We start from the raw sequence: 13137 nt of genomic DNA on the forward strand, positions 1-13137 counted from the left end.
ATTTTTGAAAAAAGGCTCAGATTATAAAATCCAAGCCTAACTTTTCTACTTACACACTTTACGGGATAGTGTCAAAAAATTTAATTTTTGGATGAACTCGGGAACAACAAAACTATCTACAATTCATAGTTTTAAAGGATGGGAAATTACCACTTTAATTCTAATTATTGAAAACGAAAATTTAAACCAACAAGAATTTACTACTGATGAACTTATTTACACTGCAATTACACGTTGCAGGCAAAACTTAATTATCATCAATATTGGTAATGAACGATATAACAAATTCTTTAGAAAAGAAATAGACTAATTTATTAGTTATATTACTCATTTTTTGTTGGGCAGAGATTGATTAAAAAAGTAAAAAGATTCTCTTTATAATTTTTGTTATTACTGTTTTCACCTAACAGATAAACCAATTCTTCTTGCCGAGGCTGACCAAAAGTAAGCCTGTAGTTTCCCAATACATTTTTGATATAATTTAGTTTTTCTAAATCTCTACTGTATGGATACATAGGAATGATAGTTTTAATTGAATTAGCGTTGTTCTTATCAGGAAAGTACCAATATGGAATTAAATCACATTTTCCGAGTTTTTTAGCATCAACAGTTGTATAGATAGTTTTCCAAATATTTTCATTCTCCTTAATAGATAAATCTTTGACGTCCAATGATTCTATCATTTTATTTCGGATATTAAAACCCTTATATCGCTTTATTCTTCCTTCTCTCTGCTCCAGATCAATTGGGTTGTGGGGAAGATTCCAATGAATTATTTTATTACAGTAATAATGAAAATCTAGGCCTTCTTGACCAATCGAAGTAGATGTTAAAACAAAAGGTCTGAATGGAGAATTAAAAGCTTCTCTTATTTTAATAATTCTATTTGTACTTTTATTATCTGCCTTTCCGTCCATTCCAAAAGGCATTGCATAATGAACACGCATTTTTAAATCTTTACTATTGTCAGATAGAGAATCAAAGGTTTTAACATCTAGTGAAGAAGTGGAAACGGATAAAATGTCATCAATAAAAATAGCAATATCCCTACTATTATATAATCCTCCTGAATCGTGAAGTTGATAAAAAAATTCATCAAGCATTGCTTGGATATTTCCATTGATACAATAGTCGAGAACATTATTGTAATAGCCTGTTGTATTGAAAAACTTTTTTATAATAGCGATACTTTCAGGTTTATTAAATAAGGTACGAAAACTATTAGCAACGAAATGAGAGACATTTATTAATTTTTTATCATCAGCAAATAATCTGTAAAATGCCCTATAAGAACAAATAGCAGGTGATCCCAAGCTCATTTTTGCCAAATATTCTGATAATTCTTCTAAATCATTATTTTCTAATTTTGCCAAGCTGTCTTCAATTACATCTTTTTCAAAATTTTCTTTGAACTGCAGGAAAATATAATTTTTTTCATGCTTTATATCGTCATTTAGATGATCTGATTCTAGCCCTACTTTTTCTGGATTTTTAAACCAAGTAGCTGCTTCTTCTCTATTTATGTGTTTGTCTAAAAATAATAAGGAATACCATTTCCAATTGTTTTTGTTTCCATTTTCAATTCCTATTTCTTGTATTCCTAGTATTTTAAGCTCTTCTATAATTTGTTTTTTTACTTGTTCAATTAATTTTTGATCAGACTGTTGTTCTTGCAATGCCAGTATAGGATCAATTATTTTAGCTAAACTAATGCATGGATATGTAAGCGCATAGTTCATCAGGCTACTATGAGTTTCATTGTTTCTATATACCAATAATGGATAAGGATATCGTCTGGAATCTGTTTTTGATCTAATTTGATTTTCTTCTTTTTGACGAATGTCATTGACAAGATAGTCTCCAATTGAAAGTCTCTCAGCCTCATAAGAGACTAATGTAGAAATCATCCTAGGAACCATTTTCCATGCGGAGAAGATTAATGTTTTAGAAAACACTTCTTTTTCACTTTTTGAAATGTTCTTGTAGGGGTGATTATTTGTTTTGTAATATGGTAAAGTTGGTGGCAACCACAGATATTTCCATCCCTTACTTCTTAAATCCTCATATAAAAGTCTTAGCTTAGGATTAGGCTCTAATTGAGATTTTTCAGGAATCAAGGGTTTATACTCAATAATTTTATCTCTGCTGATAAAAGCATTTTTTGCTTTTCTAACAGTTTTTTTTAAGGCAGTATGTTGATTAAATTTTTGTTGTAATACTTTAAAATGCTGATATTCGGATAAAAAAGAGAGTGGGTATGGTGCTGATTTTACATATTCTATAGGAACATTTAATTTAGCACCATAATTTTCATTCAAATCTTTTATAATCTGATCAATTAATATAAAATCATACAAATCTGATTCATTAACAGGCAGTGTTTTAACTTCATTTTCTCTATTGTCATTAAGTTTTTCAACTAGGTTTCGTTCTGTGCGTGAAATTCCTGTTTTATAAATATCTTCAATTTTATTTTTAGTTTTAAGCAATTCAATATCAAGCTGAGTAACTTTTTCAATACTTTTTAATCCTTCAAAGTATCTCTGATTTAATTGATCTAAATGAATCCATTTTTGTTTTGAATAGTCAGGAAATAAAAAAGTCAGTACACTTTTAAATTCTTGGTAATGATCTTCTCCATGCAATTGCTCGAATTGTGTAGCATATGCCTTATAGGGAGTGGCGGATAATAATAAAAGTTTTACATTATCAATATTAAAAATTTCTTTTGCCAATTGCACACCAGGATTTTCTATTTCAGATTTGGCTTCAATAATTTGTTTAAATCGTTGAAATTCATCTAAAATAAACAAATCTGCTTTTAAGTATTGTTTACATGCACTCGCCAAACGAAGACGTATTTCTCCAATTATTTTATTAACAACTTGTGAATTAGGAATGTAACTACTCGTATTTAATCCTCTTTTATTTTCAGGAATAATGCATTGCAAGATTTCAAGTAAATTCAGTGAAGAATGATTTTCAATATTCCTATTTACTTTTTTATAAGATTTTTGAATTTCTTGTAAAAAAGTTGGATGAACATCATTTTTTAAACAAGCAATGAATTCTTCATCAATCTCAGGTCTTATTTTCCTTTTTTGAGATATGATATCGTTTTCCCAATTATTAATATTCACAGTTGATCTCAAAAACCATTTAAGAGCTGTTTTACGAGTCCGGAAAAAACTTGTTGTAGACAATATTCTGTAGATTAAAATTCTCTCGTCTTTTTTTCCTGGCTTGCTATTGGTGTCAAAAGATGTATTAGGAGTTAAAGCTTTTATTTTTAAACGAAATTTATTTTCCTTTTTTACATCCTCATAAGCAAGTGAAGTTAATCGGTCATCCTCATCCGAGAAGTCCAAAACCTCATTAATATCGAAATCTTCTGTTCCTGCAAAAGGGATTAGTTTAGCAATATTTTGCTTAGCTAGTGCTTTGTTTGAGCAGATGTATATGACTTTAAAATCACTATTCCTTTCAAATGCCTCTAAATAAAGCTTAGCGACAATCCCTTTTGCAACTATAGTTTTACCAAGTCCCACTTCATCAGCAACGAGAAAGCGATTATGTCCGTTTCTATAACTCTCTAATACTTTTTCAACAGTATGTAACTGAAAATCTTTTAATTTATCTATTGTTTCAGCTATTGCTTCTTTAATTTTCATCATTTAAGACTTTTTTAAATGTATCAAGTAAGGCCAATAAATCTTGTTCTATAATTGTTTGCTCTTCTATGTATTCGTCTCGCATGGTGTCCATCAAAGTAATAACTTGTTGTAGGGAATCTCTATCTCTGCTTAGTGCGTATAACAACTTTTCGTATAGAGGTATCGTTATTGAATCTCTAGAATTAACAATGTGTGATTGATTAGATTGCTTGTTTGTCATATCCATATCAATACGTCCTAAGTTCAAAATTTCTTCCTTTGAAAGTAAGTATGCTAAATATTTCATTAACCGTTCTTTATTTCCAATCAGAAAACTTAGTAATTTTTTTAATCGTTCCTCTGGTAATTCAATGTCAAACGTACGGACAAAAGATTGTATTAATTGTGAATCAATATAAATCTCAAAAACTAAAAATGGAGTTAATTCTTTTAAATGGAATCCTTTGAATTCATAAGATACTTGATTTTTGTTAATGATTCTAACATCATTTTTATTACAAGATAATAATCGAAATTTTACGTTCGACATCAAAGATTCCTGTAGAATTTCAGTATTTATCGTAATGAAAATATCATACGTATTTTCGGCATTAATAACAAGTTTACCATTTATTTTTAATGAGGAAAGTTCATGATTAATTTTTCTGATCTGTTGTTCTGAAATATATTCTTTATCACCATCGTCAAGTTCTAAATTATTGGGATCATAAGGGATAAAAATCCCTTCACTTGATTTCTCAGCTTTTAAAAGAATTGATTTTAGAGTATCAGCAGGTGTGAGTTGTTTTTTAGAGCCACTTATCTTAGTGAAAAATTCGATATTCCTATCATGTGCCGCACAGGTACAATTTGCAGATCCAACAAACCAGCTTACTTGAGTCTTATTTTGGCTGACATAAAGTTTTGAATGTAAATTCTGTCCGAATTCAAAAATTTCCTGTAGGTCATCATCTGCGATTAATGAAGTATCATCTATATTTTGTTCATTTGAAGTTTCATGAGCACGAATATTTTTTTCTAAATTGGGATTGAATTGATAGATATTTTTGTTTACCAAAATACTTTGAGAAAGTTTTGAGAACTCATTGGATGAGGAAAAAAAATCAACTTGACGTGCTTTTTTTAAGTAGTTATTAAATGTGGTTATATCTAAAAATGGGCTAATAACAAGTAATTTATCAAATTGATTCTCTACTGTTAATAATGGGTGATTATTACCCTTTATTATCGGAAAAAATTCTAAAGTTTTACCAGCTAAGTCGTTTTCGAAATCAAGATATAATATTTCTTTTTTAATAAATATGGGTATTTGATTGCCGGATTTTTTTTGAAGATAGTTCAAGAAATCAAGCAGTGGCTTATTTGAGGATATTTTCTTTTTTCCTACTTCAGCATTTATCATTACAGCAGTATCCCAATCTTGACTAAAAGTAATATTTCTGCTTGTGCAAATAAATTTGTACTTCTTTATATTTTTATTCTTTTTGTGTACATATCTGATCAACCATATTTTGGGATGAAATGACTCATCATATTTATCCGGCGTAATTTCGAAAATACTTTTTTCCCAATATGCCAGTAAATTACTGTAATACGGCGGGGATTTGATTTTACCTTTCTGACAAAAAATCATTGCTTTTTTCGGAATCTGTGTTATCGTGGCAAGTAGCTCATTGGTTATATTCTTATCTGTAATAAGATCCTTTCCATTAAATAAAGATACCGGCAAAAATAGTAATGCCTCTAAATCTAATGAGTAAGTAGTCGCTATAACAAAATCAAAATTATAATCTGGTTCTGGCCTAATACTTTCTCCAAAATTAATACGGTCTTTTTGAGGATCTAACATATAATCTTATTATGATGCATTTTGAATATCTCGAAATAATGTTTTCACATTAAAAAACCTATATTGAAATATTGTTAGACCAATACGCTTATTAGGAAGTATATCACTGTTATATTGTTTAGTCTGTTGTAATCTTGATTTTCTTCCTTTATTTTGATATTCTCGCTTTTTTAAAAGATTAATCAACGGTGATGATTCTAAATTCATTAAAGAACTAGTAGACTGAACAAGCTTCCAAAACTCAGAAATAAATAATTCGGCAGATTGAACTCTTCTATGAGATAACTTAAAAACGTTTTCTAGATCAAAAGAAGATTTATCGATTATTTTATCTTCCAAATTAAGTATTAGATATAAAGCTTCTTTCTCAAAGGCTTTATTATACTCATCCGGATGGAATTTTTTTTGTAAAATGTCATCATAAAGTAAATGAGCAATCTCCACAATTAGCGCAAAGTTATACGCAGTTTTTAAATTGTTTTTTATGAAGTCAGCAATGTCAAGTTCTAAGGCTTTAACAACGAATTCTTGAAAATTGTTACAATTAAATAATAACATTTTCAACCGATCATTTTTGACGAAAGAAGGAATTAAGGATTGTTGTAGCACAGGATTTTTAAAATGTAAAAATTGGCTTTTAAGAAAATCGGCTTCAGTAAGACTTAGATCTATAGATAAATTTTCAATATTATTCCAATTACCTTCTGGAGATGGTACATTAATCCCGAATATACTATCTTCCCAACTTATTATATCATCATTATTTTCATCATCTGGTACAACAGATCTCTCAGTACTTTGGTGTTTTTCAATATTATTAAGATAATTTTTTAATGATAATTGATTAGTGCTTAAATCTTGGCTACGAATGCACCCAAAAGTATTAAGCCCTGTCCAATAGATTTCGGAAGGATTACGCTTTACACGCTTACTTTCGGAAAGTGTAATTCCAATAATACCTGTGTTATTTTGACCATAGTATTTATTTCTTAATAAGTTTTTAATCTTATGCTCTTGATCCTGTAGATGATTTAGTAATGTACTCTTTGTATTTTTATTTTTCAAAGAACGAATGTAATCAAGAAGAATATAAGGGACAATAAAAAAGTATTTAGCTCTTGTTTGAATGGTTGAAACACCTGGGAAAAGCAAATTTGAAATATTATCTCTTAAATAGCCAACGCCAAGTTCATCCAATTGCCCTTCAGGACGAATTCTTTCAATAATTTGTTTTACTCGTTCTCTGTCACGACTGCTAAAGTCGATCCAACCTATTTGTGTCATGTTTTTAGTTTTATTTAGTGGTAATTTCAGTTCTGTTATACTAAGCTGTGAAGTTTTTCCAATTCCTTTTATCATTTGTAGACAAGTAGCGATTTTCTTTCAATCTTTGATTACTGTTTCGGTTTTTAGCCTATGAATGGTAGATTTTGTGATCAAAAAAAGATTGGTTTTAATTTTAATTGCTTGCCACTTCGTTGAATCATAGATCTGTTATTCCCATATTAAGACAGTTATTTATTAAGCTTCAATTTTAAAAAATTATTTTTTGTGAGAAATTTATTATAAATAGGTTCTAATCCAATAATTTGGTTTTGATTTTTTATCCAGTCTAATATTTTTACCTCACTTTTATATTCATTGGTTTTCTTGAAAATATCAAATAATTTTAGTGCAATTGTTCTAGGAATTCCATTAGAAATCAGTGAAATAATAATTGGCTCTTGTGTTCCTAATTCTATTTGAATTGGTAAAGCTAATGTTTGTTTGTAATGCTCTTTTTTAGATTCGGAAAGTATACTATCAAGAATATCAACTAATAGCTTTAAGTATTTCAACAGAGAGAAGGTAATGACTTTTAGATTTATTTTAATAACATTTCTTTATTAATGTGTTCAGGATTATTAGCATCAATTCTCCTCTCAGGTTTTACCCTTTCGTCTTCTGAATAGTATTTTATTCTGTTAGCAATAAGTTCTCCGATGCTTTTACCTTGCATCCAGTTCATAGCATTAATACACATCCCAGAAGCAGAAATTGAAATACTTTCTTTTTTCCATATCTCTGAAGTAATTTCAAATATTTCATTTAGACGTAATATTATAGAATCAAGCTGCCAAAAGAAACTGTTTGACTTATATTCAATTGTTTCTGCAACCTCTCTTCTGTAGGGTACATTGAAATTTGAATTGGTATGAATTACCCAATTATCAATATCACTAACTACTTTTTTATATAGTTCATCTTGTAACAAAGGATCAATTGTAGGGTTACGTTTTACAACTTCATAAGGGATAGTAACTTCTTTAATTGAGTTTTTTACAGAGTTGATTAACCTTTCTTTTTTTTGTTCATCAAGATTGTGTTTTGCAATGAATGTTTCAAGTGAACCGTCATTTTTTAATGCTTTATTTCTTAATGAGGTAATTATGTTTTTCACTTTTGGAGATTCTATTTGAATACTTGATTTTACAATGTCTTCTCCTTTTATTTCAGGTAACGCTCTTGAACTTGAGGTTTTTACTTCTTTTGTATAACTAGCTTGATAATAGTCTTCTGCCCATTGTGTATTATTTTGTTTACTAACACAGTAAATTGTACCAAACAAAGTACTTTTAATTCGTCCAGCTCTTCCAATGAGATTCCCAAATTCAAAATCAGATAATTCTTCCTTATTTTTTTCTGGCTTTATAACAAAAAGATTATCTGCTGGTAAGTTTACTCCTTCTAATAAAGTTGAAGTACAAAATAAAGTTTTGATAATTCCCATTTCAAAAAGCGTTTCAATTTCTTTTCGAACAAATTCTGATAATGAACTGTGATGAAATGCTATTCTTTTTTCAAGACAGCTTATAAGAAAGTATTTAGGATGAATATCCGTTTTTACATATTTTATCAAATCTTGCAAATCATCTTCTAAATCATCTTCAATAGTAATTGTTTCGGAATATCTTAGAGCCCACTTTTCAGCATAATCTCCACGAGAAGCATAAATTAGGCTACTTTCATTTTTATTACTTAAAGCTAATATAATTTTTGAGAGACCATTTCCAATATTCGAGTCGAAAGTCTTCTCAATCTTGTCAATTTTTATAATATTATCTAGCTCATAAGTAATGCTATTATTTACAAATAATTTTAGAGAAACAGAATCCGAATCGAGGTTGATAATTGTTCTAAGTTGAAAAACTGGGGATAAATCAGTATTTACAATTTTACTAGTTTTGTTAAATAATTCTTTGAAAATTTCATCAGAGTTAGATATGAAAGGACCCGCTATAATTATTTTGCTCTTATCAACTGTTGCTAGTTCTTCATAAACATATTCAAATAAATTTCCTCTTCCATCTTCATTTTCAACATTTTGTATTTCATCAATAAAAATAAGATTTGGTAACGTTAAACCATGATTAGAGTTGATTATTTTTACTGCTCTTTCAGGAGTAATTACATATATTAGTTTATCATTCTCAATGATTTCATTCTCTATGAAAGCATTTTTTATTGTAATATTCGGAATATCAACTCTAAGCTCTTCACTTACTTGATTTATTAGGGCTCTTGATGGAACAATGTAAAAGACATAATATTTTTCATTTCTTTTTAATTCTTCTTCTATGTATTTTTTTAAAATAAAAGACTTTCCTGATGAAGTAGGGGCAGAGATTGAAATGTATTTTTCTTCTTTAATTTTTTCAAAAAGATTTTTTTGAAAATCTGTCAGTAGATAAGATTTTTCATTAATCAAAATCGAGTTTTCAAACCTTTTTTCAATCAATTCTTGTATTAATATAATATCTTCAAAAAAAGTATTTTTATCTTCGGTATTTACTAAATTTTTCAAATGATTGGTAGCTGTCAGATTCCCAATTCTAGAGAATAAGATATAAGCTACTTTGAGTACTTCTAAATCATTTTGATTGTTTAAAAATAAAAGTATTGCTAGATCTTGAACTTTTTTTAAATGTTGTTCATTTTCACTTTCTGCTAAAATAGAAGCTAACCAAACAGCTTTCCTAATTTCATTGAAGTCTGTATCAATAGTAGAGACTGCATCAATTTTCTTACTTAAAAGATTGATTACTTGCTTTTCTATTACAGAATTTAAACTTTGATTAGTATAAATTTTATTAAATTGTTCCAATATTATAGTTGTATTTACTTTGTGTACGCAACCTTATGAATATTGAAATACATTCCATTTCTAAAGGTGTCAATATTGTTAAAAGGAAAACAAAAAAAGTCAACATATACCTTTTTTATTTCGGGATACTTTCCTATTTTTTCATTTATTGTAGTAATAATTTCATCTTTCTTTTGAATTAAATGGTTAGAAATTAACGTTTCTAAATCGTCTTTATCTAGAGCATTTGTTTCTAGTTTGCTAATGCTTGCGGTGTTGTACATCAATAAAATTGGATGAACTGTAATTTGATTTTTAAACGTTTCAGAACCAGGAGTCAATCTCTCATAAACGTCCTCGTAATCTATATCATTTTCATCTAATGATAGAGTCCTATTTGCAACTATAAATTCCATTTTATTAAATTCTGCCTGTGTTTCAGCATTATGAAATCTATTTAGAGAGTCTAATGCATCATCAATAGATTTACTACGTTCTTGCATAATTTTGGATTCTCCAATAAAAATTGCAGGAGCAATTATTCCATTTGGTAATTCATAATTTCCTAAAAATATCCCATCTCCTCCCTTTACTTGGTCTTTTCCATTAGATAGACCTTCTATTTTATGTGCAATCATCTTACTTTTAAGAATACTTTCACATAAAGCAAATAAAAGTAACTCACCGTATTTCCCGTCAGTAGTAGGGTCTTTCTTTCCAAAAAAAGCTTGTGCCTCTGAATATAAAGCTGTTTGAAGTCTTTCTTTTGCTAAATCTTCGCCATATAAAATCGTTAATGATTTAAGCTTATTTTTTTTTGATTTTTCTGAAAGAGCATAATTTGGCAATAAATAGCCAAGTTCTTCAATTAGAGCATTGCAACAAAATTTTGTTCCTGTAACTTTAGGAGTGTATGCCCGAACGACAACTTTTGTTGACTTATCAGTAAAGTGGTTTATGAGTAGTCTGTTCGTCCATTCAGGATCAATTTTGATTTTTTTCTCCCAGTCAATATTCATAAAGTTTACTAGTTTTTAATTGTAAATAGCGAACGGCGTATTGAAGATAATAAAGCATTAGATATCCTGAATTTCCAATCTTGTATAACCTTCTCAACAGTCTTTTACTATTTACTAATTTATGAAAAAAGGAAATATAAAGGCTCTTGTAATAAAAATAGATAATTTTAGAATTTTTCATTAAATGACATCCAGAAAATATTTTGTGTGTACAGTTTTTATCTTTTAATTTCAAGAACTTTTTTGGGTTCCTAAATTTATGATGTTTATTAATCTGATGTGGATTTTACAAATTTTATATTGCCTTCTAAATTTAAGAAAAATTCTTTTTCTGAGTTATAGGGCTTTGTCTTTGATAATTTAACTAATGCTTTTGAAGTATAATTTTTGACTTTCCAAATTGTTTTTCAAAAAGGCCAACATGTTTAGCGAATGTTTTACCTTGTTCCATTGTAATTGCACTTGCATAAAGAAAGGCCTGCATCATTTCTCATTCCTCTTCTACAATCAAATACAATCCTAATTAAATTTTCGTATCTAAAAAGATTATGAATAAGTTTCTTCATCGCTCGTAATAAATCATTTTTATTTTTAATAAAAATGAAAATAAATATTTTAGCTATAAGATAATTATGTGTTTTCGTAAATAACAAAAATAAAAAGCGAATAAAAATCCTCGTTCAGTATTTTCACTGAATTTTTCTAGTTATTAAAATTCTTATTACTCTGCAATAATAAATCCTAACTCTCGCCAGGATTCGTTGTTTGAATTGAAAATTCACTATGTTCTAAAATACTTCTGTACTGCAGCAGCAGAAGTTCCAACAGCCTTGACTGCTTCTTTTAAACGTTCTTTGGTAACACCAAACTTTTTTGACCAGTATTCTAATTCCCAAGTTTCGTTTACATTCACTTTACTTGCATCATGTGGTCTTCTTTTACTTAAATCGTCGCTCATAATAAATAATTGTTGATTAGTAAGGTAAATATAAAGAGGTTTTATATGATATCATTACGGTTTTCCGTAAAATGAAAAATCCCAACATTAGTCAGGATTTTCTTATATTATGATTTTTAAATTCTTTTTGAAGACGTTCAATTTCCATATTCAAGTCATTTAATTCTTTTTCATTGAGCTTAGTAAATAAATGTATGATATCAATCTCAAAAAAATTACAGAATTTAACCACAATTTCTAACGTCGGATTTGTTTCTGCTCTTTCAATTCTACCCACGTGATTGCTTGATAAGTTAAGTTCATTGCTTACCTGTAACTGTGAAAGTTTATTTTTCAGCCTATTAAATTGGAATAGTTTTCCAATTTGAAATTTTAGTTCTTCTATCTCCCATATATACATTTAGTAAATTTTGTGTTTTAAAAAGTTTTTCATCAACACATATATGTTGTTGTATTCGATTTTTTATTATATTTGTAAAATAAGTTACTGAAACGTAACTTTGCGATACTTCAAAGAAATATAGAAGCTATTGCTTAGAATCTCATTCTGAAAACTGGTACTTTAAAGCAACGAGATGATAAGCTAGAAGCTCACGACCTAGGCGTGGGCTCTCTTATCTGTTGCAGGGTATACCAGTACCTCAGAGTGGATAATGTAGAGTTCCACGCCGTTTTATTTTCTTATGCAGTCCGCTATCTCTACACTTCTCTAAGCTGCTTTTGCAAAATATAGTATCAGATTAGAACATATACAATGGCAGCGCAACCATTGCGGCTTTACAGCTTTCACGGGAAATAATTTCATTCATATTAAATTTTGACCTGTATAGGTAGGGAGTTTTCTGCACTGGTAAGGCTCCCTCCTGTACGGTCTTTAAAACCATTTTTTAAAACGATTGAAAAATAAAAGAATAGACTTTGAAGCCCGGTTTTGGTCCGGCAGCAGGAAACATTCCAGGATAAAACTTATTGAATCATTCTTCCATTTTAACGACCTGGTCACCGCCAAAGCGATGCTCAACAATATTATGATCTATGCCGGGAAAAAGAAAACGGCGATCAATGAGGATTCGTCGGTGATATTTCATTTTCATCAGGCCTTGCGGTCTTTTGTTCGGGCGTGCTATGCCATCAGGCTGAGGGAAACGACCTGGAAAATGAATTTTAATCCTGAGAGTTTTTCTCCATTGATGCAGGCTTCCCTTTCGGATGAGGAATATCTAAATCCAACCTTGGTATTTAAAAATGCTTTTGCAGAATACAGTTTGAAGGACTTCGACTATTACATTGCAGTTGCGGTCTATTTCTCAATGGGTATTTATGCTCACGCAGCCGAGAGCAAAATGTTCGTTCCCTACATCCATCTTACCAAAATGCTGGATGCGGCACACCTTATCCTGGAAAGAAGAATCCCAAAGAGTCAATAACCATTAAAAATAAATTCAGAGAATGGAAAACAGTACTTAGAAAGCATCCCAATATAAAGAAAGCCCTTTCCGCAAGAGTTTGGCGAC

9 protein-coding genes are annotated in these 13137 nt (G+C 29.4%); 1 reads left to right on the plus strand and 8 read right to left on the minus strand.

The annotated features are described in order from the left end of the window. Nucleotides 1-323: 323 nt before the first annotated feature. The 8 genes from H6W52_RS17960 to H6W52_RS17995 form a co-directional block, all read right to left on the minus strand. On the minus strand, nucleotides 324-3674 hold the full coding sequence (locus H6W52_RS17960) for a DEAD/DEAH box helicase family protein (RefSeq protein WP_185216826.1): 3351 nt from the start codon (nucleotides 3672-3674) through the stop codon (nucleotides 324-326). Continuing rightward, on the minus strand, nucleotides 3661-5523 hold the full coding sequence (locus H6W52_RS17965; protein WP_116099569.1) for a hypothetical protein: 1863 nt from the start codon (nucleotides 5521-5523) through the stop codon (nucleotides 3661-3663). Before H6W52_RS17965 ends, H6W52_RS17960 begins: the two co-directional genes overlap by 14 nt. Nucleotides 5524-5532: 9 nt before the next feature. Continuing rightward, complete coding sequence (locus H6W52_RS17970) at nucleotides 5533-6882, minus strand: DUF6361 family protein (protein ID WP_116099570.1); 1350 nt, start codon at nucleotides 6880-6882, stop codon at nucleotides 5533-5535. Between the two features lie 155 nt (nucleotides 6883-7037). After that, on the minus strand, nucleotides 7038-7361 hold the full coding sequence (locus tag H6W52_RS17975) for a hypothetical protein (protein WP_116099571.1): 324 nt from the start codon (nucleotides 7359-7361) through the stop codon (nucleotides 7038-7040). Between the two features lie 26 nt (nucleotides 7362-7387). Continuing rightward, the gene (locus tag H6W52_RS17980) at nucleotides 7388-9667 is read right to left on the minus strand and encodes a DEAD/DEAH box helicase (protein ID WP_116099572.1); all 2280 of its coding nucleotides are present in this window, start codon (nucleotides 9665-9667) and stop codon (nucleotides 7388-7390) included. A gap of 14 nt (nucleotides 9668-9681) precedes the next feature. Then, the gene (locus tag H6W52_RS17985; RefSeq protein ID WP_116099573.1) at nucleotides 9682-10665 is read right to left on the minus strand and encodes a Hachiman antiphage defense system protein HamA; all 984 of its coding nucleotides are present in this window, start codon (nucleotides 10663-10665) and stop codon (nucleotides 9682-9684) included. A 781-nt stretch (nucleotides 10666-11446) separates the two neighbouring features. Beyond that, nucleotides 11447-11623 carry a DUF3606 domain-containing protein gene (locus H6W52_RS17990; RefSeq protein ID WP_116099574.1) on the minus strand — a complete coding sequence of 59 codons (177 nt, stop codon included), beginning with the start codon at nucleotides 11621-11623 and terminating at the stop codon, nucleotides 11447-11449. A 91-nt stretch (nucleotides 11624-11714) separates the two neighbouring features. Then, nucleotides 11715-12023 carry a helix-turn-helix domain-containing protein gene (locus H6W52_RS17995; RefSeq protein WP_116099575.1) on the minus strand — a complete coding sequence of 103 codons (309 nt, stop codon included), beginning with the start codon at nucleotides 12021-12023 and terminating at the stop codon, nucleotides 11715-11717. Nucleotides 12024-12519: 496 nt separating this feature from the next. On the opposite strand from H6W52_RS17995, the gene H6W52_RS18000 reads away from it, so the two are divergent. Further along, nucleotides 12520-13050, plus strand: a complete 531-nt coding sequence (locus H6W52_RS18000; RefSeq protein WP_123892011.1) for a hypothetical protein — start codon at nucleotides 12520-12522, stop codon at nucleotides 13048-13050. Nucleotides 13051-13137 lie beyond the last annotated feature (87 nt).

It is taken from the genome of Chryseobacterium sp. C2(2020) (assembly GCF_014218915.1).
GTDB lineage: Bacteria > Bacteroidota > Bacteroidia > Flavobacteriales > Weeksellaceae > Chryseobacterium > Chryseobacterium mucoviscidosis.

Bases quoted from the DNA above. Each gene is read 5' to 3' on its own strand.
- H6W52_RS17985 (WP_116099573.1), bottom strand. From the start codon at position 10,665: ATGAATATTGACTGGGAGAAAAAAATCAAAATTGATCCTGAATGGACG.
- H6W52_RS17990 (WP_116099574.1), bottom strand. From the start codon at position 11,623: ATGAGCGACGATTTAAGTAAAAGAAGACCACATGATGCAAGTAAAGTG.
- H6W52_RS17970 (WP_116099570.1), bottom strand. From the start codon at position 6,882: ATGATAAAAGGAATTGGAAAAACTTCACAGCTTAGTATAACAGAACTG.
- H6W52_RS17995 (WP_116099575.1), bottom strand. From the start codon at position 12,023: ATGTATATATGGGAGATAGAAGAACTAAAATTTCAAATTGGAAAACTA.
- H6W52_RS17960 (WP_185216826.1), bottom strand. From the start codon at position 3,674: ATGATGAAAATTAAAGAAGCAATAGCTGAAACAATAGATAAATTAAAA.
- H6W52_RS17965 (WP_116099569.1), bottom strand. From the start codon at position 5,523: ATGTTAGATCCTCAAAAAGACCGTATTAATTTTGGAGAAAGTATTAGG.